Consider the following 22,299-nt stretch of genomic DNA (forward strand, 5'->3'; position numbering starts at 1 on the left):
CGCGCTGATCCACCGGGGATCACGTCCCGGAGAAGCCCCGGAGATGCCGCCGCACCCCTCCCTGACTCGTTGCGCCTCAGGCCGGAAAGGGGTGTAACGGTGTTGTTCCTGAGGGCTTTCAGATGTCCCGGAAGAGACCAGGGAACGCGGTGACCTGCCGCGATGAGTGACTTGTGGTCGATGACCTGCGCGAATGACCTTTCGGCTGTTTCACGCTCGTGCCGCTTGATGGGGCCGGAAGTCCCAGAAAAGTCCCAGGGGACTCCCACTGCTGACGGGTGTCTTTCCGCTCTGTACGGGCGTATGGGCCGTCGAAACGGCCTCGTTTCCAACGAAGGTGGTGGAGCCTGGATGGCGAGTGACTGGCGCTCGGGCGCTGGCTTGCGGGATGGTGGGATCCTGATGATCGACGACGACTCTGCGGTCGCTGGTGGCAGCGAGCCGGCAGTGCCCGCCAGCCCTCGGACGCCCTACGGCGAGAGGCCCGTCCCGCGGGCTCGGCGGGCGAAGGCTCAAGAGCTGATCGAGCGGCTCGTCGCCGAGGGTCGCGTTCGGATCACCGACCCTGATGACGACGAGGTCGCGGAGTGGCGGCGCGTCGTCAACTACGCGAAACGGCACGGCCTGGAACCAGCGGGCAAGCGCATTGAGAAGGTTCCGTGCGGTGGGCCGGGGCTGGAGCTGTTCCTTGCGGATGGCCCGCATCCCAACGCGCGGAGTCAACGGTCGAAGGCGGGCGGGGATCCGGTCCCCGCTCCCTCACGACTGGGGAACCTCCATCCGATCGTGACCGCCCTCAAAGACGACGAGCGCCGACTCGTCATGCCGTCTGCTCTGCGCCGTAGGTCGCTCCTGCTGTTGCAGGGACTGGCGGCTGAGGCGGTCCGGCGAGGGTACGCGGTGCGGAAGGCCGGGTCGTCCTTCTACCCGCGCGAGGGCGGAGTGGACGTCGCTGTCGACGGCTTCGCGTATACCGTCACCGTCAGACAGGAGTTCCCGGAGTCCACAGATCCGGAGCGTTCCGTTCGTCTTGTCGTGGAGCTGGCCCATGGCCTGACCGGTCGGCCCGGTCGCTGGCGGGATCGGAAGACCCGGACGCTCGAAGAAGCCCTGGGCTTGATCCTTGGAGAGATCGAGGCGCGGGCGGTAGAGGACGCTCGGCGTAGACAGGAGGAGCAGCAGGCCCACGTAGCACGAGAACTTCGTTGGCAAGCGGCCATGGATGGGGCGAAGGAACAAGCTGTCCGTGAACAGCTTGCCCGGGCGCTGTGTGAAGAGGCTGCGCGCTGGCAGGAGGCCGCTGACCTCAGTGCGTACTGCAATGCATTGGAACGTCGCATCGGCGAGTTGATCGGTGTTGCGGACGAGTCGACTCTGGACTCAGCTCGACTGTGGCTGGAGTGGGCAAGGGAGTACGTGAGGTCAATCGACCCCTTGGCTTCGCTTCCAGGACTGCCGTACACCCATGAGCCCACGCGTGAGGAACTCAAGCCATTTCTCAGGGGTTGGAGTCCCGATGGACCGGAGTGTCTAGGCGGACGGTGACGCCCGCGTCAGCGGTGGGCCGACGTGTTGCCGATGACGCACTATGTGGAGTGCGTGGCGATCCTCGAACCCGTCGTAAAGAACGTCTGACCTGCGGGTTTGGGTGGTGTGCGTTATGTGCACTGTGGGCGTTACGGGCGATATCTTGACGCTGAAATGACGCTCTCCGAGGCATCGTGACGCTCGTTCTGATGAGCCGTCAGGCGCATTGCTCCGCTGGTCGGGTGGCCTCCTGACTGTACGGGTGCGGCAAGGTGCTGGGAATTTCGTGGTGCTGAGCGGTCCCACTCAGCCACTTGCGCAGAGTGCCAGCAGGTTCTTCGTCTGCTGGTGGTACACGCCTCCGATGCTCCCTGACCAGCGGAAACGGCCACTATGCGGCCAAGCTGTAGGCGGCTGGTCCGCGTATGGCCCGGATCTTGGTCGGTACGGAGTGCACCCTTGACTGTCGGCCCGTGGCGGCGGCGAGCTGGCGGGTCGCTCCGGGACCGGCTTGGCGCCGTTTTCGGCGGGAACAACGGCAAGGGCTGGGACGACTGCCTCCCGCGCAGCGGAACACCCCTGCGTCGGCGGGGAGGACCAACACCCGCGCCAAGCGCCTTCCCTGGTGAGCGCACCCTCGCGTTGGCGGGGAGGACGGCACGATGGTCATCGTCACCACGGCTACCCGCGGACACTCCCGCCTCGGCGGGGAGGACACGGCCGCGAAGGGCCTCGGCGGACTCCGGCTCGGAACACCCTCGCGTCGGCGGGGAGGACTACCGGTGGGACATCAACCAGACCGGTTGGGCCGGAACACCCCCGCGTCGGCGGGGAGGACCCGGCGGCGGCGAAGATCTGGTCTTCGGTGAACGGAACACCCCCGCGTCGGCGGGGAGGACGGTCCGTGCTCGATGTGGTCGACGGCGCGCGCCGGAACACCCCCGCGTCGGCGGGGAGGACGCCTGGGTGACGAAAATGCTCGTCAGCATCCGCGGAACACCCCCGCGTCGGCGGGGAGGACGCCTGTTCGAGGAGGTTCTGGGCCTGCTGGGCGGAACACCCCCGCGTCGGCGGGGAGGACGCACGACAGCGGCGCCGGCTGCTGGGCCACCCGGAACACCCCCGCGTCGGCGGGGAGGACTGGACCTCAAGGCTCTGATCGAGGGCATCGACCGGAACACCCCCGCGTCGGCGGGGAGGACGACTCGTGGAACAACTCCTCGCCGACCTGGACCGGAACACCCCCGCGTCGGCGGGGAGGACTCGGGCCCGCGCGGCAAGGCGCCGGGCCATGTCGGAACACCCCCGCGTCGGCGGGGAGGACCGCCGGGCCCCGATCCGCCGGCCCCGAGAGGACGGAACACCCCCGCGTCGGCGGGGAGGACCGCCGGGCCCCGATCCGCCGGCCCCAAGAGGACGGAACACCCCCGCGTCGGCGGGGAGGACGGTAGTCACCCTCCGGCGGGCGGTGCAGTCGCCGGAACACCCCCGCGTCGGCGGGGAGGACACGTACACACGTTGCTCACGAAACCATATCTCCGGAACACCCCCGCGTCGGCGGGGAGGACGGGTTACTGCGAGCACGGCCATCAGCCACCTGCGGAACACCCCCGCGTCGGCGGGGAGGACTTCGCGATGACGTGAACTCGGGCGCCCGAGTTCGGAACACCCCCGCGTCGGCGGGGAGGACTCACACTCAGGCGCGGAGGACAGCAACGGAGCCGGAACACCCCCGCGTCGGCGGGGAGGACGCGGGCGCCACGGCCGTGGCGGCCTCCGCGTGCGGAACACCCCCGCGTCGGCGGGGAGGACGGCGTTGCCCCGCAACGCAAGGGACACGACTGCGGAACACCCCCGCGTCGGCGGGGAGGACGTTGCGGCGGGGGAGGGGAGGGGCGGAAAGTCCGGAACACCCCCGCGTCGGCGGGGAGGACTCCAGCACGTTCATCAGGGCCTCGCCCACCGACGGAACACCCCCGCGTCGGCGGGGAGGACGCACCCCCAGGGGCCCCGCCGTTGCTGAAGAACGGAACACCCCCGCGTCGGCGGGGAGGACCAGTTCACGATTCCCATGAGGTCCGAGATGGCCGGAACACCCCCGCGTCGGCGGGGAGGACGGGGCGGTTTCCTCGTCGGGCTCGGCGGCCTGCGGAACACCCCCGCGTCGGCGGGGAGGACTCAGCGGGGAGCGGGCAGTAGCAGGCGAGGTTCGGAACACCCCCGCGTCGGCGGGGAGGACCCGTCAACGGTCTCGACAAGGACGACCAAGACCGGAACACCCCCGCGTCGGCGGGGAGGACGCGGCGAGCGCGAGGGTGGCGTGCACCTGCGCGGAACACCCCCGCGTCGGCGGGGAGGACGCCGCCTGCGCAGCCTTCTCGGCGGCCTGATCCGGAACACCCCCGCGTCGGCGGGGAGGACACTTCCTGACCTGCGTCTTAAGAAGGGCTTTGCATTTTCTTTGCCATTCTTGATGGGGTGAGGCGCTCAGTCAGACGCATGCCGTCACTCTATCCAGCTGCAGCTGGCAAGGTCGCCAAGGCGAGGACCGCGCCCCGTTACTGATCGAGGAACGGCCGCGGTACGCGAGTAGCGATATCAATGTCAGTGCCGGGTGCTTGTATGCGATGGGTGGCGGGTTCGCTTCCGTTGCCAGATCAGGTTCGAGTGGTGGAGCGGAGAGGGCTGGCGTGCTGCATAGGCGGAACGTGGTGGATGAGTCGGTGTGGGGAAAGTCCCGGGGGCTGGATCCGGCGTTGCCTCCCTATCCGCTGGTGAGGCATCTTCTCGACGCGGCCGCGATGGCGCTCCACTTGTGGGACGTTTACCTGGCGGAGAACCAAAGGGCGCGTATAGCTGATGGGATGGGCTTGGCCGGGGAACCGGATCGCGCTCGGGCGCTCGTCGGCCTGTGTGCTGGCCTGCACGACATCGGGAAGGTGTCGGGGTTCCAATTCTGTTCACGGCCGGCTGCGCAGTTCCTCAACGGCGGGCTGGCGGCGGGCAGCGAGCGGATGAGTGCCGAACGGGCCGGGCACGACGTGGCGGGCATGACTGCTGCGGCCGCGGTGCTGGAGGTCCTGGGCTTCGACGATGAAGACGAGATGTCCGCCGCTGAACGAGTTGCGGAGATCATCGGCGGTCATCACGGCCGCTTCCACCGTCAGGTGGACGGCGCCTGTCCGACGTTTCTCGGCGGCGCGGCGTGGGCTGGTCAGCGGGTCGCGCATGCCACAGCGGTGCACGAGGCGCTGGGGTCCCCGGCCGCGCCAGGGTCGTTTGAGGCTCCCGTTGCCGTGTTGGTGACGGGGGTGGTGATACTCGCGGACTGGCTGGTCAGTCAGGAGGGATACCTGCGGAGACGCCAGCGCACGCTCGAGCCTTCATTGGCCGCTCATTTCCGGCGCTCGCAGGCTGACGCGGCCGAATTGCTGAGGGATGCCGGGCTGACTCCGGTGGAACTGGAGCGCAAGGACTTCACCGAGGCGTACGGCATCGCGGGGAAGCCGAATCCCTTGCAGCGGTCGGTCATGGACGACCTGTTGGCCGCGGCGGGTACCGGGAGCCGAGGCGGCATCATGTTGGTGACGGCCGCGCCTGGTGACGGGAAGTCGGAGACCGCGCTGGAGGCGGAGCGGATCCTGTCGAAGATCTTCGGCACGCACGGGTATGCGTTTTTGCTGCCGACGATGGCCACCAGTGACCAGATGCACGACCGGGTCGCCAGGACCTTGGGAAACCAGTCCGGGGAGGAAGCCGGGCTGACCTTGGTTCACAGCATGGCGTGGCTGAGCAGCTCCTACGCCGACGAAGACTTGGATGGCGAGGCAGTGGTGACCTGCGACGGCGACGAGGCTCCGGCCGGGCGCCGTCGCCGGGAGGCCGACATGCGCCCGGGGCGGTGGTTGCGTGGACCGAAGAGGCCGCTGCTGGCGCAGTTCGCGGTCGGGACAATTGACCAGGCGCTCATGGCTGTACTGCCTGTTCGGCACAACGCTCTGCGGATGCTGGCTCTCTCGAACAAGACTTTCATCGTGGACGAGGCGCATGCCTACGACCCGTACATGCAGGTGCTGCTGGGCCGGCTGCTGAACTGGCTGGGCTTCTACGGGGTGCCGGTCGTGCTGCTGTCGGCGACTTTGCCGTGCTCGGTCGGCGACCGCTTGGTCAAGGAGTACCTGCGGGGCGCGGGCCACAAATCGTCGGCGCTGAAACGGCAGACCTTCCCGGCGCCCTACCCGGGCTGGCTGTACGTGGACGGCGAGACCGGCACATGCGCCCCGATGTCCCAGGATCGCCAGCTGGAGCAGGCCCGTACGCGGAACATGCGGCTCAGGGTGGGCGTAGAGCGCGTCCTCCACGGCGGGAAGGACGTAGTGGGGGACCGGATCGCGGTGATCAAGCGGCTGCTGGAGCCGGTCGCGACGGGTGACGGCGGTACCGCTTTGGTGGTGTGCAACACCGTGGGCGACGCGCAGGAGACCTACTTGCAGCTCCGGGCAGAGATCGACCGGCGCTCCCATGAGGAAGCGGGCGACGTTCAGCTGCTGCATGCCCGATTCCCCGGAGATGTGCGGGAGGAGCGTACGGCCGGGGTCACCGCGGGGCTGGGCCGGAGCGGTCCGAGGCCGGTCCGGCGGATCGTGGTGGCCACGCAGGTCGTCGAACAGTCCCTGGACCTGGACGCGGACATCGTCATCAGCGATCTTGCCCCCCTGTCGTTGCTGCTGCAGCGAGCGGGCCGCTGCTGGCGCCATGAGAAGCACTGGCAGAGGCACGGGTACCCCGCCGGTCGCGGCCGCCCGGCGTGGGCGGATACACCTCGTCTCGTTGTCCTCGATCCCCTGGTGGGCGGTGGTCGGGTACCGGTCCAGTGGGGTGAGGTGTACTCCGAGCACCTGCTCGGAAAGACCTCCCGGATGCTGACCGAGGTCGAGGGTGGAGACATCGCCATTCCGGATGATGTGCAAGGGCTGGTCGAGGCGGTCCACGGTGACAGCGAGGAATTCGACTGGAACGTCTCCGGCGGCCGCGAGGCGAAGGCTTGGGCGGAGCACAAGGGCAAGGAGACCGCGGAGCGGAGCATCGCTGCTCTGTGCGCTGTGCCGCGTGCCCGGCAGGTTGCCGAGCTGCATGACCTGCATGCCTTGGAGGGTGAAGAAGACGAGTGGGAGGTGTCGACTCGTCTGGGTGCTGACTCGGTACGCCTGTTGTGCGCCTACGCGCAGGAGGGCGGCCAGCTGACGCTCGACGCTGAGGGTAGGCAGCCGCTGCCCGAAATGCCCGAGGACGGCAGGATGCCGGCCCCGCGTGTCCGAGAGGTGATGCGCCGTACGATCCCTGTACGCGCCGACTGGTTTCGTGACGCCGAGCCGGACACCCTCAGTCCTCCCTCCTCGTGGGCCGAGCACCCCATGCTGGGAGACCTCCGAGTTCTCCGTCAGCCGGTCCGCCAGGGCAAGGCCCAGGCCGTGAAGATCGGCGACAGAATGCTGCGTCTGCATCAGGACCTGGGCCTCGTCCGCGAATAAGCGGGAACAGCCACTCAGGTGGAGCACCCCCACATCGGCGGGGAAGGCGTTGAGCTGTTCCCAGCCCCGCGCTCTCCAACTGGTACACCCCCGCATCGGCGGGAAAGCGGTCGCGCCTGCGTACGGCGACTGCTTCCCCCGGAGGCTACCGGGAGAAGCCGTGGTACGCCTTGCCTGCCCCAGTCAGAAGAAGCAGGCACGATCCGGTGGTTGCCGGGTCGGGTCTCAGGCCGACGACGATCACGATGATGGTGATCACCAGCACCCAGGGTGCCGGTGAATCCCAGGACGCGGATGCGGTTGGGACTCGGTTCACGAGGTCTCCTCGAGGTCAACTCTGGTGTGACGGAGGGCAGTTCTAACGGACGCTGCCCCAATGGCGCAAGTTGATCAAGCCCCCCTCCTCAGACTCCACCCCTCTCTCCAACCTTCTGGGAATCCGTCACGCACATCACCGGAAGGTGCTCTACTGATCGGCAGCACGGAACGGAGCCTCTGTGTCAGTGGTGGCTGCTTGAATGCGAAGCGTTACTCAGGCGGCGGTTCGCTGGGGCCTTGCCGTGCTGCTTCGCGCTAACCATGTTTGTGGAGGGGCTGTTGATGTCTGGGGGGTTCGACCTGCGGGACGAGCCGTGGATTCCGGTGCGGCTGCTGACTGGGGAGTCGGCGCGGCTGGGACTGCGGCAGGTGTTCAAGCAGGCTCATGAGATCGAAGACCTGGAGCTGCCGGTGCCGCCGGCAGCTGCTGGGCTGATGCGGATTCTGGCAGCGATCACAGCCAGGATTGCCGCCGATGAAGACGACCGTCTCGATGACCTTGACGTCGCCGAGAACGTCCAGGACTGGATCGTTCTGCGTCGGCGGGTTCTGCGGACGGGCCGATTCGATCCGGATGCCGTGGACGAGTACTTCGACAAGGGCGTGCCGTCAGGAAGGTTCGACCTGTTTGACCCGCAGAGGCCGTTCCTGCAGGACCCTCGGCTTCGAACCGAATGCGTGGACGCCAAGGGCGTGCCGAACCCGTCGGGTGTGAACAAGCTGGTGATGGGCCGGCCGACAGGCGTCAACGGAGCGGTCTTGTTCGGCCACTTCACCGACACCGCTCCTGTCCCCGTGCCGGCCGCGGAGGCCGTCTGGCATCTGATCGCCCAGCTCTACTTCGGGCCGTCAGGCCAGTGCACTCCCCGGCGCATCACCGAGGAACGGACCGGCAGTGGGGACGCGGCACCTCTGCGGAAGTCGGTCTCGTACTTCCCGTCGGGTAGTGACCTGTTCACCTCGTTGATCCTGGCCGTGCCGAGGCTGCCGGACGAGGAACTCGACGAGGACGAGGACCTGTGCCCGTGGGAGGGCGAACTTCTTCACCCGCTGGAGCCTCGCATTCCGATGACGTGGCCGGGTCGGATGCTGACCGGCCGGTTCCGGCACGCCGTGCTGCTCGTTCCGTCGTCTGACGGCCGACAGGTGACGGACGCGTACATCACCTGGTCCACGCACGCACCGGCCCCTGTGGTGCGTGACCCCTACCAGATCCTCGACCGGCGCAAGGACGGGAATTTTCAGCCCCGCGAGGCCGATGGTGCCCGCGCGCTGTGGCGTGACCTGGACGCCCTGCTGCTGAAGGACGACCGGCAGGACGCCCAGCGGCCGCCTGCCTTTGGCGCAATGCCCAAAACTCTGCTGCCCACTCTGCGGGTGCGGGCCTACGGTTTCGATCAGGACGGCCAGCAGAAGGACAGCGTCTGGTTCGCGTCGAAGACTCCCCGGGTCCTGACCTGGCTTGAGGAGAACGACGAGGAGATGGCGCACCGCATCAAGCGCTGTCACGCTTCCGCAGAAGAGGTGGGTGACCGGCTGGACTTCGCGGCCAGGGTCGCCTGGAAGATCGCCACGGACTCCAGCATTGATCCCTCGCCCAAGGCGAAGGTCAAGCTCGACGCCCGCAAGCCCGGCCCGTGGGCCTCCGCCGCGCTGACCCGGTTCTGGCCGAAGGCCGAGACCGAGTTTTGGCAGCTGACCAAACCTGAGCGGCGGGCGGTCCGGCCCCGGGAGCCGTTCGTTCACGCCGCCCTGTCGGCGCTGGACGAGGCGATCGGCCCGTCCAGCAGGGCGGACATCAGAGTGGCGCGCGCCCGGCACCGCGCCCGCTCGATGCTCCTCGCGCTCCTGGGCCCCAAAACCGGCTGAGCCGGCTCCGACCATCCTGCACACGCTGACCATCTGTCAGCGCTCTCACCTGATTCTCCCTACCAGGGATGCCTCATGACCGATTCCACGGCGGCCGCTGCGCCGCCGAAACACGACCGATTCATCTCCTACGTCCACGACCTCTGCCAGGACAACCGCACCCGTGCCGAGCTGCGCCGGGGCCTGGGCCTGCCGGTCGAACGGTGCAACTACATGCACCGCTACCTCGTCCCCTGGCTCCACCAGCACGACGACGTCAGGTACCCGGACACCCGCCGCGCCTACTACTCGGTGGCCTCGCTGATAGCGGCGCGCCCGCGCGCCGCCCGGCACACCGAGCCGGCGGCCACCTCGGCCACCTCCTGGTCCCTGCGTCCGAATCTGGGGGCCGCGCTCGGCGAGGCTGTCCGCAGGGACGTCATGAAGGCGGGCACGGCCGAGAGCGCTCTGCACCTGATGTCCCGGCAGAGCAGCGATGCCGTTCACCGCACGCTTCCCTCCCTGACCCGGCAGCTCCTGAGCGGTGGCACCGCGGTCGACTGGTCTGTCCTGCTGAAGGACCTGTCCTGGTGGACCCAGGACCGCGACGCCATTGCTACCCGCTGGCTCGACCAGTACTTCCGCCGCTCCACGCCCGCTGGCGCCCCCGACACCACCACTACTCTTCCCGAGGAGAACGAGCGATGACCCTCTACCTGGACCTGAACGCGCTCCAGTCGGTGCCGGCCGCGAACCTGAACCGCGATGATCTTGGATCTCCGAAGCAGGTGCGTTACGGCGACGCGCTGCGGATCCGGGTCTCCAGCCAGTCCTGGAAGCGGCCCATCCGTCTCGGTGTGGAGAAGGACCTCGGGGAGAAGGCGGCCCGAACCCGCCTCGTCCCCGTGAAGGTGCAGCAGACGCTCGAACGGGCGGGCTGGCCCACCGACCTGGCCGCATTCGCCGGCTCTCAAGTGGCGGTGAGCGCCGGAAAGAAGGGCATCGGTCTGGAGGCCGCCGGTCACACCTCGGTCCTGTTGTTCCTGCCGGAGGCGGCCGTCGAGGAGCTCGCCACCGTGTGTGCCGAGCACCGCGCGGCCCTGGAGGCCGCCATGAAGAAGGCGGCGAGCGCCAAGAAGGGAGTCAAGGCCCCGCAGACGCTGCCCCCGAACACGATCGAGGAGATCCTCAAGCGGCGCACCGCCTCCATCAGCCTGCTGGGACGCATGCTCGCCGAGCTGCCGGACGCCAACGTCGATGGTGCCGCTCAGGTCGCGCACGCCTTCACCACGCACGCCGCGGAGCCACAGCGGGACTACTTCACCGCGGTCGACGACTGGCTGGGCGAATCCGAGACTGGTAGCGGGCACCTGGACACCGCCGAATTCGCCGCCGGCGTCTTCTACCGGTACGGGACCGTCAACGTCACCGACCTGCTGAAAAACCTTGAGGGGGACGTCAAGGCCGCCCGCACCGTGCTGGCCTCATTCGCCGAGCACTTCCTGATGTCACTGCCCCAGGCCAAGAAGAACTCGACGGCTCCGCACACCCTGCCGGACCTCGCGTACCTGGCGGTGCGCGAGCACCGGCCGCTGTCGCTGGCCGCCGCGTTCGAAACCCCTGTGACCGCCGACCGGCAGGGAGGCTTCTCCAAGCCGTCCCGCCAGGCACTCGACACCTATACCGTCAACATCAACCGGCTCACCGGTGACCGCAACCGCCCCTTCCACGGGCACACAGTCATCGACCCGCAGGAGAACCCCAAGGGACTCGGCACCGCCCACGAGTCCTACTACACGCTCGTGGACGCAGCCGTCGAGGCCGCGATCAGCGCCGCCGACACCACGGTCGCGGGAGCCCAGCAGTGAGTGGACTGCTGCTGCGCCTGGCCGGTCCCCTGCAGTCCTGGGGTGAACGCTCGGCGTTCACCCCCGTGCGGGAGACCGCCCTCTTCCCGACCCGTTCCGCGCTAATTGGCATGTTCGCCGCTGCCCAGGGCACCGCCCGGGGCGACACAGCCAGCCTCAAGAAGTACGAGCAGGTGCGGCTGACGGTGCGGGTCGACCGACCGGGCACGCTGCTGGAGGATTACCACACCGTCGGTGGCGGCTTCCCCAAGGAACGCACCGCCGCCACCAGCGGCGGCAGCCACAAGGACGCGGCCGTCATCACCCGCCGCCAGTACCTGACCGACGCGGTCTTCGTCGTCGCCGTCACCGCCCCCGACGACCTGACGGCCCAGCTCGCTGCCGCACTACGGCGCCCCTACTGGGCGCCGTACCTGGGCCGACGCTCCTGCCCACCCGACGAGCCGTTCCTCCTGCGCCGACACGTCGACGACCCCGAGAATGAGCTGCTGACCGGAGTACCTCTCATCTCTCCCGAACCCCGTGACGATGCAGAACAATCGGTCCCGGTGCAGTTCCTCCGAGAGCGTGCACTTCCCGAAGGCGGTCCCGGCGCGGCCGCCGACGTCATCGAGGTCAACGACATGTCGGTCAGCTTCGCCCCACACGGACGGGCCCATGCCAGTCGCCGTCTCTACCGCACCGTCGAGCCGGTGCACCGCTCTCTGGCAGGACCGCAGAAGAGCCTGCTCACGCGTCTGATCGACTACGCCCACGCCGAGGAACACGCATGAACGACGAGCCGGTGATCGCCCGGATCCGCCTCAACCCGCACAGTCGTGACGTACAGCGGGATCTTCGCGACGCCACCGAAATGCACCGCACGGTGATGCGTATGGTGCCCGATGGCCTCGGCGAATCGCCCCGCAGCCAGGCGGGCCTGCTCTACCGCCTCGACGAGACCGACACCACCAGCACCCTCCTCGTCCAAGCGAATCGCCTCAACCCTGACCGTCTCCCCGCCGGATACGGGCAGGCAGACATCAAGAGCCTCACCCCTATGTTCACAGCCCTGCGCAAAGGGCTGGCCGTCCGCTACCGCATCGTCCTCAACCCCGCCAAGCGCGAGCGCCTCCCGCTCGAGGCAAAAGGCAAGCGCGGCCGGATCGTGCCACTGTCCGGGGCGGACGCCGACCAGTGGTGGCTACGCCGGGCGGCCGAATCGGGACTGCACGTCCACGTCCTGACGCCCACCAACATGCCGCCGGTCCGCCCCCGCAGGCAGGATGCCGACGGCATGCGGCACAGCCTGATCCGCTACGACGGCACCGCAGTCGTCACCGACCCCGATGCTCTGCACGAGGCCGTCCTGGCCGGCATCGGACGCGGCAAACCGTACGGAGCCGGACTGCTCAGCCTGGCCCCCGCACCGGTCGCATGAGCGCCCCGAGAAGGCGAGGCGACGCCCGTCGGCGCCTCGCCTCACCTACCCTCGCCATGCTGCCCCGCGTCGCCGACTCCCTGTCATTCCTCTACCTGGACATGGTCCGCGTGGTACAGGACGACACCGGAGTCTGTGCCCAGATCCAGGTAGACGCCCAGCGCACCGACCTCGTCTACATCCCCACCGCGGCACTGTCGTGCCTCCTCGTCGGCCCGGGCGTCTCCATCACCACACCTGCCCTGAACACCCTGGCCCGCCACGGCACCAGCGTCATCTCCGTCGGATCCGGCGGAGTACGCGCCTACGCGGGCATCCTCTCCGACTCTCTCACCACTCACTGGCTGGAACAGCAGGTCGCCTGCTGGGCCGACTCCGGACGACGCCTCGACGTCGCCGTCCGCATGTACCGCATGCGCTTCCAGGACGCCGACCTCCCCGAAGCCGTCACCCTCGACCAACTCCGCGGCCTCGAGGGCCAGCGGATGAAAGCCTTCTACAAGATCCTGGCCCAGCAGCACGGCATCGGCCGCTTCCGCCGCAACTACCACCCCGACCAATGGGAATCCCAGGACCCCGTCAACCTCGCCCTGTCCGCGGCCAGCGCCTGTCTCTACGGCATCGTCCACGCCGCACTGCTCGCGCTCGGACTGTCTCCCGCCCTCGGATTCGTCCACACCGGTAAGCAGCACTCCTTCGTCTACGACATCGCCGACCTCTACAAGGCCGAGACCACCCTCCCTCTGGCCTTCGCCCTCCACAATGCCGACAACCCCGAACAGGAAGCACGTCGCCGCTTCCGTGAAGACCTACGACTCCTCAAGCTCCTCCCACGCATCGTCCGGGACGTCCAGAACCTCCTGACGCCACGCTCCACGGATGCCACCGACGAAGACGAGCCACAGGAGAAGCGCGACGTCCAACTGGTCCACCTCTGGGACCCCAAGGCCGGCACCCTTCCCGCCGGCATCAACTACGCGGCCCGAGGTGAATGATGCCGTCCATGCTCGTGATAGCCACCACGGCCGTTCCTGACCACCTCCGCGGAGCACTCAGCCGTTGGACCAGCGAGGTCGTCCCCGGCATCTTCGTCGGCAGCGTCTCCGCCCGCGTCCGCGACCAACTCTGGCAAGCCGTCACCGACACCGTGGGCAACGGAGCCGCCGTCCTCGTCCACCCCGCCCCCACCGAACAGGGCTACGCCATCCGAACCGCCGGCACCCGTCGCCGCGTACCCGCCGACTTCGACGGGCTTACCCTGATCCGTATGACCGCCGCACCAAAGGCAAAGGAAATGCAAAGCCCTTCTTAAGGTGCAGGTCAGGAAGTGTCCTCCCCGCCGACGCGGGGGTGTTCCGACGGTGGCATCTTTGCTGCGCTGGTTGATTTAGTCCTCCCCGCCGACGCGGGGGTGTTCCGATCACCAACGGGGCCGGCGTTGTGGCGCAGCTGTCCTCCCCGCCGACGCGGGGGTGTTCCGCCCGCGTCCACCTCGGCCTGGAGCCCAACATCGTCCTCCCCGCCGACGCGGGGGTGTTCCGAACGGCGCGGACGTGGCGCCGGCAGCCCCCGAGTCCTCCCCGCCGACGCGGGGGTGTTCCGTCGGGGGCACGCTCACCGTCACCTACACCCACGTCCTCCCCGCCGACGCGGGGGTGTTCCGGCCGACAGCGCGAACTCGTCGGCGAAGAAGGCGTCCTCCCCGCCGACGCGGGGGTGTTCCGTCCGAGTGGGTCGCGTGCGTTGTCGCCCGCGGGTCCTCCCCGCCGACGCGGGGGTGTTCCGTAGAAGCGCTGCCACCCCTCGAAGATGTCGTCGTCCTCCCCGCCGACGCGGGGGTGTTCCGAACCGGCCCACCCGAAAGGCCCCCTTGATCCAGTCCTCCCCGCCGACGCGGGGGTGTTCCGAGCGGCGGTGGTCAGTGCTGCGGCGATACGGGGTCCTCCCCGCCGACGCGGGGGTGTTCCGCCCAAACCCCACCGCCCCGGCATCACCCAGCAGTCCTCCCCGCCGACGCGGGGGTGTTCCGATCACAGACTCGGCGTCGGCTGCGATGGCCGGGTCCTCCCCGCCGACGCGGGGGTGTTCCGGTCATGGCACCGGTGTCTGTGTGGCCGCCGAGGTCCTCCCCGCCGACGCGGGGGTGTTCCGCCCTCCGCGTAAACGTCGACCCCCAGAAGACCGTCCTCCCCGCCGACGCGGGGGTGTTCCGGCGCCGCGATCAGCGTGTAGGCCGCCCAAGGAGTCCTCCCCGCCGACGCGGGGGTGTTCCGAGCCCGACGAACCATGTCCCACCTGCGTACACGTGTCCTCCCCGCCGACGCGGGGGTGTTCCGCGCACTCGGCCGGGACGCCGCTGTCCCTCACCGTCCTCCCCGCCGACGCGGGGGTGTTCCGCCCGTGTTCGTGATATCGATCGCCCGGCTTCCGTCCTCCCCGCCGACGCGGGGGTGTTCCGGCCGACGGTTTCGTGCCCATCTCCATCGAGGCGTCCTCCCCGCCGACGCGGGGGTGTTCCGACGGCCTCTGGCGGTGGTTCGAAACCGTCAACGTCCTCCCCGCCGACGCGGGGGTGTTCCGTACCTTCAGCGCGCGGCTGACGGTCTTTGCGGGTCCTCCCCGCCGACGCGGGGGTGTTCCGTCGAAGAACCGGTAGAGGGCGCATCGGTACTTGTCCTCCCCGCCGACGCGGGGGTGTTCCGTGACCCGCTGTCACCGGGAACCCGGCTCATGGGTCCTCCCCGCCGACGCGGGGGTGTTCCGGGGAGGGATTCGTGAGCGCACCCACGGTGAGAGTCGTCCCCGCCGACGCGGGGGTGTTCCGATGGCGCAGAACTCGGCGTACAAGATGCGTGAGTCCTCCCCGCCGACGCGGGGGTGTTCCGTGTTGACGTCCGGAACTTCATGGGTGGTGAGCGTCCTCCCCGCCGACGCGGGGGTGTTCCGTCCGACGTGAGCTTGGAAATCGCCTCGCAGGGGTCCTCCCCGCCGACGCGGGGGTGTTCCGGCACCGGGCCTGTGGGTTTATTCCTGGGGCCCGTCCTCCCCGCCGACGCGGGGGCGATCCGTCCTGAGAGGCGGTACCGACATGGCACGCAGGTACGCGGAGATGTATCTGCGGCAGGAGCGTATTGGCGCTCAGGCGCCGAGTAGAGCTTCGCAGAATAGTCCAGGTGCTTAGAAGACACCTGCTCTGTTCCGGTGCTTCCACTCGTTCAGGGCTGACTATTCGACAGGCTGACCTATGTGATTCCGGCGCCAGCATGGTGGTTCGCCGATGGCAGACACATTGACCCGGGAAAAGACTGGAATCGTGCGGTGAAGCAAGCGAACCTAGATCAGCTGCGGAAGAGTGCGCGAGAGCGGCGCAAGGTAGCACGGGATCGCCGGTTACCCAAACCGGCGATTCTTCGGAGTATTGATGGTGTTCGGTCGCCGTGCGATTCGCCTGGGATGGCCGGACTGCCGTGTCTATCCATGCCTCACCCTCAAGGAGCTCTTCCATGACCGCAGTCGTCAATGAACAAACGTCTTATCTGTCCGATCGGCAGTGCTTCGCGATCCTGGACCGGGCCAGCGAAGATCCGCAGAACGGCCTCGCCCTGCGAGCCTTCCTGGCTTCCATCGCTCTCGCGGCACTGCGCCCGGAGGAGGCCCGGGTGCTGCGCGTGCGAGACGTGGAACTCGTGGACGACGGCACCGGTTGGCTCATGGTCCACCCTCAGGCACAAGAGCGCCGCGAGAAGGATTCGGACCGCGCCGGTACCGTACGGCGTGTTCCCGTCTGCCGCGAGTTGGCGGCGATCCTGAAGGAGGAGACCACCCGGCGCGATCTCCGCCCCGATGACGCGATGTTTGTCCTCGACAACGGACGACCGCTGACCGCCCAGGTCTACCGAAAGGCTTGGCAGCAGGCGCGGGCAGCAGCCCTGCAAGCACATGAACTGAACTCGTCGCTCGGTAGGCATGTCTCGGCTCTCCGTGACGCGCGCATTGCGGCGTGGCTGAAGAACGGCGACCAGACGGCGGGCCACATCCTTGCGGTGGCCGAATGCGCCGGAATGGACGCTCCTCGCCTCGCCGAACGCTTCGCGAACTGCCTTCGCAAGCCGAGCCGGGACGAAATCCCTTGGGATCGACTCGAAGCCGCCTTGGCCCTTCCTGAGCCGAGCCAGCCGACTTCGACCGCACGGCGTCCGTAGCGGCACACCGGGTCGCGGCTTGTCCGCGATTCTTCCCTGCCTCATGACAGGCAACGGCTGGGCGGACCAGCGGTTTCCGCCCAGCCGGGCTCGCCTCTCCCGTCCCTCACAGAGAACCCCAGATGCCTGCACGACCCTTGCCTGCCCCCACTGCTTCCTCCACGGCGGTACGCACGGCCTTCCTGACCGTGAAGGACGCCGCCGATTACCTCGGCCTCTCACCCCACACCCTCTACGTCTGGCGCCACCGCCGTCAGGGACCGCCGAGCTTCCGCATGGGCCCCCGCGGTCGCGTCATGTACCGAGTGGAAGCCCTCGACGCCTGGGTCCGCGAACAGGAGCAGGCCGACTCCCGCTTCAACCCCGCCCTCAACCCACTCAGCGTCCGGCCGCAGGGGCGGTCCGCCCGCTTTACCACCGCCTGACACGGCCTCCTGCGCCGTAGAACGCCGCCGTCACCCTCATCACAAAGGAGTTCCACCTGGCCGGCTACATAGAAGACCGATGGCTAAAGAAGCGCCCGAACCCGAAAACCGGCAAACGCGACCGCACCGCCATGTACGGCAAGTGCACCCGCTACCGAGTCAAGGGCATCCCCGGCGTCAAGGACCGTTCCTTCGACGCACTCCAAGACGCCAAGACCTGGCTCGCCCAGGCCCAGACCGATGCACGCCGAGGCGAGTTCGTCGATCCCCGCGACGGGGCAATCTCCCTCAAGGACTACATCGCGACCCACTGGTGGCCAACCCAGAGCGGTGACCCGTCCACGATCGAGCGGATCGAGCAGAGGGTACGCCGCCACATCGTTCCTCACCTGGGTGCTCAGCCGCTCAACGCCATCGGCACGGAAGTCCTGCGGCACTGGAAGAAGCGGCTGGAGAAGGACCTCGGTCCGACCTCGATCCGTCTGGTCTGGGCGACGCTCTCCAGCGTCCTCCAGGCTGCGGTCGAGGACCGTCGCCTTGGACGCAACCCATGCCGGTCCAGCACGGTCGGGCCTCCGCCCGCGGCCCCTGGCAGGGTTGAGGCGTGGCCGCCCGAACGGGTCCTGGCGGTACGGGAGGCCCTGCCGGACCGCTACCGGATACTCCTCGTGATCGGAGCAGGTCTCGGGCTCCGCCAAGGGGAAGCGCTCGGACTCTCAGTGGACGATATCGACTTCGAGAAGGAAGTCGTCCACGTCCGGCGGCAGATCAAGATGGTGCGAGCGAAACTGTGCTTCGCGCTTCCGAAGGGCCGCAAGGTCCGGGACGTGCCGCTACCAGCCAGCGTGGCCCGGGCAATCCGGCAGCACATGGAGCAGTTCGCGCCGATCCCGGTCACGCTGCCCTGGGACGACCCGACTCCGGCCGAGACGCCGGTGGAGGCCAAACACCGGCGGCCGAGGACCTACAGCCTCCTGGTGACGGGACGCGAGCAGAAGGCCGTCAACCGGAACTACCTCAACTCCTACGTGTGGAAGCCCGCTCTGGCGACAGCGCACGTGATCGCCCCGCTGGACGAGAGCAGCACCGACGGTGTTCGCGTCTGGGAGCCGTCCCGGGAGCACGGCTTCCATGCCCTGCGCCACTTCTACGCCTCCGAGGAACTGGAGGCTGGAGAATCGGTCGTCTCCCTGGCACGCTGGCTGGGGCACTCCGACCCGGGGTTCACGCTGCGGAAGTACTCCCACTTCCTGCCCCGCGCGGGCGCACGGGGCGCCGCTGCCATCGACGCGATCTTCGCGGAGCCGTAGCCGGTCGGCAGAGCCTGTGGAGTGTGGCCCGTAGCTCCTCGCGGGCCCAAAGTCCCAGAGAAGTCCCAGAGGTGCCGCCGCACCCCTCTCTGACCCGCTGAGTAGCAGGTCAGACGGGGTGCGGCGGCATCCGTATATCAAATGTCCCGGAAGATCTCGATCTGCGCGCCCACCGAGTTGAGCCGCTCCGCCAGTTCCTCGTAGCCGCGGTTGATCACGTAGACGTTGCGGAGTACGGAGGTGCCTTCCGCCGCCATCATCGCCAGCAGCACCACGACGGCGGGGCGCAGGGCGGGCGGGCACATCATTTCGGCGGCGCGCCAGCGGGTCGGGCCTTCGACCAGGACCCGGTGGGGGTCGAGGAGTTGGAGGCGGCCGCCGAGGCGGTTGAGGTCGGTGAGGTAGATCGCGCGGTTGTCGTACACCCAGTCGTGGATCAGGGTCTGGCCGTGTGCGGAGGCCGCGATCGCCGCGAAGAACGGGACGTTGTCGATGTTGAGGCCGGGGAACGGCATCGGGTGGATCTTGTCGATCGGGGCCTCCAACTTGGAGGGGCGCACGGTCAGGTCCACCAGGCGGGTACGCGCGTTGTCGGCGGCGTACTCCGGCGTGCGGTCGCAGTCGACGCCCATCTCCTCCAGGACCGCGAGCTCGATCTCCAGGAACTCGATCGGCACCCGGCGGATGGTGAGCTCGGACTCGGTCACCACCGCGGCGGCCAGCAGGCTCATCGCCTCGACCGGGTCCTCGGAGGGGGAGTAGTCCACGTCCACGTCGATCTGCGGGACTCCGTGCACGGTCAGCGTCGTCGTGCCGACCCCGTCGACCCGTACGCCCAGCGCTTCGAGGAAGAAGCACAGGTCCTGGACCATGTAGTTGGAGGAGGCGTTGCGGATGACGGTCGTGCCGTCGTGGCGGGCGGCGGCCAGCAGGGCGTTCTCGGTCACCGTGTCACCGCGCTCGGTCAGTACGATGGGCCGCCCCGGCACGATGGAACGGTCGACCTGCGCGTGGTACAGCCCCTCGGTGGCGGCGATCTCCAGGCCGAACCGGCGCAGCGCGATCATGTGCGGCTCGATGGTGCGGGTGCCCAGGTCGCAGCCGCCCGCGTACGGCAGGGTGAACTGTTCCATCCGGTGCAGCAGCGGTCCCAGGAACATGATGATCGAGCGGGTGCGACGCGCGGCGTCGGCGTCGATCGCCTCCATGTCCAGCTGCGCCGGCGGCACGATCTCCAGGTCCACGCCGTCGTTGACCCACCGGGTGCGCACCCCGATGGAGTTCAGCACCTCCAGGAGCCGGAACACCTCCTCGATCCTGGCCACCCGGCGCAGGACCGTGCGTCCCTTGTTGAGGAGCGAGGCGCACAGCAGCGCGACGCAGGCGTTCTTGCTGGTCTTGACGTCGATGGCCCCGGAGAGCCGCCGGCCGCCGACGACCCGCAGATGCATCGGCCCGGCGTAACCGAGGGACACGATCTCGCTGTCGAGGGCTTCACCGATGCGGGCGATCATCTCAAGGCTGATGTTCTGGTTGCCGCGCTCGATGCGGTTGACGGCACTCTGGCTGGTGGCGAGCGCCTCGGCCAGCTGTGTCTGTGTCCAGCCCCGATGTTGACGGGCGTCACGGATGAGCTTGCCGATGCGTACGAGGTAGTCGTCTGACATGACGGCAGGTTATCTCAGATATGAGATGAGGCTGATGTGGGGGTGCGCCGTTCGAGTGACGGGTGCGCACCCGCCGCCCATCTGGCGGGTCTCCTCATCGTCGCTCACGGGGTGGCGAAGGGCGTGCTCTGCGCGTCCGTACGGGGCGTCCCCGCCCGCGATCACGAACACGGACCTCCGCGCCGGGCACCGGACGGCCCCCGGCGCGGCAGTGACGGACGCGGCGTCCTTGCCCTGTTCGCCGGGAGCCGGCGGCCGGCGGCCGGTGGCCGGAGAGGCGGAGGCACGGGAGTCGGGGTCGCCGGTCCGGGAGCCGGTGGCCGGTGGCCGGTGGCCGGTGGCCGACCGGCTCATCGCGATGGCGAAGGTCCTGCCTCCGGGGCGTCGAGGACGGCGGCCACGGCTTCGATCTCGACGAGCTGGTCCGTGTAGCCGAGCACGGTGACGCCCATCAGCGTGCTGGGTGCGTCGTGGTCGCCGAAGGCGTCCCGGACCACCTCCCAGGCGGTCACGAGGTCCTCCTGCCGGGCCGATGCCACGAGGACCCGCGTGCTGATGACGTCCTCGATCGAGGCGCCCGCGTCCGCGAGCGCGGTCCGCAGATTCTCGACGGCCTTCGCCGCCTGGCCGGCGTAGTCCCCGACGGCCACGGTGTTGCCCTGTTCGTCGAGCGGGCACGCACCGGCGAGGAAGATGAGTCTGGACCCGGCGGGCGCCGTGGCGGCGTAGGCGTATTCGGCCACGTCGGAAAGGGTGCGGGAACGGATCAGCGAAACGGCGCTGGTGCGGGTCACGTGCGTACTTCTCCTGGGCTGGACGGACTGGACGGGCTGGACGGGCTGGACGGGCTGGACGGGTCGGAGGGGTCAGCGGGGCTGGACGGCCTGGGCGTGCTGGCGCGTCGGTCGTGCTGGGTGTGCCGCGGTCTCGTGCTGGACGTGCGGGCCCGGGCGGCAGGCAGAATTGTCTCAGCGCCATGCGCGTCCCGCTCCTCCTTTTTCCCGGCCCTCGGCTGTCCCCCGGCCCTCGGCTGTCCCCCGGCCCTCGGCTGTCCCCCGGCCCTCGGCTGTCCCCCGGCCCTCGGCTGTCCCTCGGTCCTCGGCCGGTCAGGCGGCGGCGACAGGGAAGGCCACACCGCGGCCGGGCACGAGCCCGTCCGGCCGGGTGCCGGCGCGGTGAGTCGGTGACCGTTCTGGCCTCCGGGGCCGCCCAGTTCTGCCTTTGACCCGAGGTTCCATGCCGGCAGGGCTCCCTAAGGGTTGTCCCGCCGGGAATCGTGGGACAGCCTTAGGATGCTCGATCATGGATGGGATGGCGGGCCTGGAGATGATCGACATTCCGCCGGGGCGGGTGACGCTCTCGGACCGGCGGACGCAGCGCAGTTGGCCGGTCGACCTCGCGCCTTACCGGCTCGGGGCGTTCCCTGTCACCCAGGAGCTGTACGCGCAGGTCGCCGAACAGCGTCCCAGTGCGGCCCAGGGGGACCGGCTGCCCGTCGAGTGCGTCTCCTGGTGGGACGCGGCGCGGTTCTGCAATGCCCTGTCCCTAGCCGCCGGGTTCACGCCCGCGTACCGCTTCCGCGCCGACGGTGACACCGACGTTGACGCCGACAGTGACGGTGACGGTATTGAGTGGGACGCGTCCTCCGGCGGGTACCGACTGCCGACCGAAGCCGAGTGGGAGCATGCCTGCCGTGCCGGTACGGAGGGGCCGCGGTACGCGCCGCTCGACGAGATCGCCTGGTATCGCGCCAACTCCGACGAGCAGGTCCATGCCGTGGGCGGCAAACGCCCCAACCCATGGGGCCTGCACGACATGCTCGGCAACGTCTGGGACTGGTGCTGGGACGTCTACGACGCCGAGGTCTACGGCAGCTACCGGGTGCTCCGTGGTGGTGGTTGGTTCGACGAGCACTGGAGTTGCCGGGCCTCCGCTCGGCGTCGCAGCCACCCGACATTCCAGGTGGAGGACGTAGGGTTCCGCGTCGCACGCTCCATCGTGTGACGACGGGTTCCCGCACGGGACGCCGCGCACGGCGCGGGACGCCCCGCAATGGTTCCTCATGGAGTTCCTTGTCGAGTGAGGGCGCTTACTGACGGTTTCAAAATGAGGTTTTGAGTCGTCTCAAGCAGATGATGCTGCAGGCGAGTTGGAGAAGGCCGAGATGGAGGTCGGCGCGTATC

At 68.7% G+C, this 22,299-nt stretch carries 15 protein-coding genes and 2 CRISPR repeat arrays; of the genes, 13 read left to right on the forward strand and 2 right to left on the reverse strand.

What is annotated here, in order from left to right:
* Positions 1-402 precede the first annotated feature (402 nt).
* From ACIQMU_RS29305 to ACIQMU_RS29360, 12 genes are all read left to right on the forward strand, one after another.
* Entirely contained in the window at positions 403-1,545 is a 1,143-nt protein-coding gene (locus tag ACIQMU_RS29305) for a hypothetical protein (RefSeq protein WP_402690055.1), read from the forward strand.
* 551 nt (positions 1,546-2,096) lie between these two features.
* Positions 2,097-3,948: direct repeats of the CRISPR family, unit length 29 nt; unit sequence CGGAACACCCCCGCGTCGGCGGGGAGGAC.
* Positions 3,949-4,238: 290 nt separating this feature from the next.
* Complete coding sequence (gene cas3, locus ACIQMU_RS29310; RefSeq protein WP_402690056.1) at positions 4,239-7,058, forward strand: CRISPR-associated helicase Cas3'; 2,820 nt, start codon at positions 4,239-4,241, stop codon at positions 7,056-7,058.
* 579 nt (positions 7,059-7,637) lie between these two features.
* On the forward strand, positions 7,638-9,245 hold the full coding sequence (gene casA / locus ACIQMU_RS29315; protein ID WP_402690057.1) for a type I-E CRISPR-associated protein Cse1/CasA: 1,608 nt from the start codon (positions 7,638-7,640) through the stop codon (positions 9,243-9,245).
* Between the two features lie 75 nt (positions 9,246-9,320).
* Positions 9,321-9,932: a type I-E CRISPR-associated protein Cse2/CasB gene (gene casB, locus ACIQMU_RS29320; RefSeq protein ID WP_402690058.1), complete on the forward strand. Its 612-nt coding sequence runs from the start codon at positions 9,321-9,323 to the stop codon at positions 9,930-9,932.
* Positions 9,929-11,092, forward strand: a complete 1,164-nt coding sequence (cas7e, locus tag ACIQMU_RS29325) for a type I-E CRISPR-associated protein Cas7/Cse4/CasC (RefSeq protein ID WP_402690059.1) — start codon at positions 9,929-9,931, stop codon at positions 11,090-11,092. Before casB ends, cas7e begins: the two co-directional genes overlap by 4 nt.
* The gene (cas5e, locus tag ACIQMU_RS29330) at positions 11,089-11,865 is read left to right on the forward strand and encodes a type I-E CRISPR-associated protein Cas5/CasD (RefSeq protein WP_402690060.1); all 777 of its coding nucleotides are present in this window, start codon (positions 11,089-11,091) and stop codon (positions 11,863-11,865) included. The genes cas7e and cas5e overlap by 4 nt, the downstream gene beginning before the upstream one ends.
* A complete protein-coding gene (gene cas6e / locus ACIQMU_RS29335) occupies positions 11,862-12,512 on the forward strand; it encodes a type I-E CRISPR-associated protein Cas6/Cse3/CasE (protein WP_402690061.1) in 651 nt (216 codons plus the stop codon). The genes cas5e and cas6e overlap by 4 nt, the downstream gene beginning before the upstream one ends.
* Before the next feature lie 56 nt (positions 12,513-12,568).
* Positions 12,569-13,507 carry a type I-E CRISPR-associated endonuclease Cas1e gene (gene cas1e, locus ACIQMU_RS29340; protein WP_402690062.1) on the forward strand — a complete coding sequence of 313 codons (939 nt, stop codon included), beginning with the start codon at positions 12,569-12,571 and terminating at the stop codon, positions 13,505-13,507.
* On the forward strand, positions 13,507-13,824 hold the full coding sequence (gene cas2e / locus ACIQMU_RS29345; protein WP_402690063.1) for a type I-E CRISPR-associated endoribonuclease Cas2e: 318 nt from the start codon (positions 13,507-13,509) through the stop codon (positions 13,822-13,824). Before cas1e ends, cas2e begins: the two co-directional genes overlap by 1 nt.
* Before the next feature lie 17 nt (positions 13,825-13,841).
* Positions 13,842-15,580: direct repeats of the CRISPR family, unit length 29 nt; unit sequence GTCCTCCCCGCCGACGCGGGGGTGTTCCG.
* A gap of 435 nt (positions 15,581-16,015) precedes the next feature.
* Complete coding sequence (locus ACIQMU_RS29350; protein WP_402690064.1) at positions 16,016-16,714, forward strand: tyrosine-type recombinase/integrase; 699 nt, start codon at positions 16,016-16,018, stop codon at positions 16,712-16,714.
* Positions 16,715-16,851: 137 nt separating this feature from the next.
* A complete protein-coding gene (locus tag ACIQMU_RS29355) occupies positions 16,852-17,139 on the forward strand; it encodes a helix-turn-helix transcriptional regulator (RefSeq protein ID WP_402690065.1) in 288 nt (95 codons plus the stop codon).
* A gap of 131 nt (positions 17,140-17,270) precedes the next feature.
* The gene (locus ACIQMU_RS29360; RefSeq protein ID WP_402690066.1) at positions 17,271-18,449 is read left to right on the forward strand and encodes a tyrosine-type recombinase/integrase; all 1,179 of its coding nucleotides are present in this window, start codon (positions 17,271-17,273) and stop codon (positions 18,447-18,449) included.
* A gap of 137 nt (positions 18,450-18,586) precedes the next feature.
* On the opposite strand, the gene ACIQMU_RS29365 is transcribed toward ACIQMU_RS29360, so the two are convergent.
* On the reverse strand, positions 18,587-20,116 hold the full coding sequence (locus tag ACIQMU_RS29365; RefSeq protein WP_352240552.1) for a UDP-N-acetylglucosamine 1-carboxyvinyltransferase: 1,530 nt from the start codon (positions 20,114-20,116) through the stop codon (positions 18,587-18,589).
* Positions 20,117-20,466: 350 nt separating this feature from the next.
* Positions 20,467-20,910 (reverse strand): RidA family protein, encoded by a 444-nt coding sequence (locus ACIQMU_RS29370; protein ID WP_402690067.1) that lies wholly within the window; start codon positions 20,908-20,910, stop codon positions 20,467-20,469.
* A 508-nt stretch (positions 20,911-21,418) separates the two neighbouring features.
* Here ACIQMU_RS29370 and ACIQMU_RS29375 point away from each other — a divergent pair.
* Positions 21,419-22,120 carry a formylglycine-generating enzyme family protein gene (locus ACIQMU_RS29375; protein ID WP_352240554.1) on the forward strand — a complete coding sequence of 234 codons (702 nt, stop codon included), beginning with the start codon at positions 21,419-21,421 and terminating at the stop codon, positions 22,118-22,120.
* The last annotated feature ends 179 nt before the right edge of the window (positions 22,121-22,299 follow it).

It is taken from the genome of Streptomyces sp. NPDC091649 (assembly GCF_044756785.1).
Classification (GTDB): Bacteria; Actinomycetota; Actinomycetes; order Streptomycetales; family Streptomycetaceae; genus Streptomyces.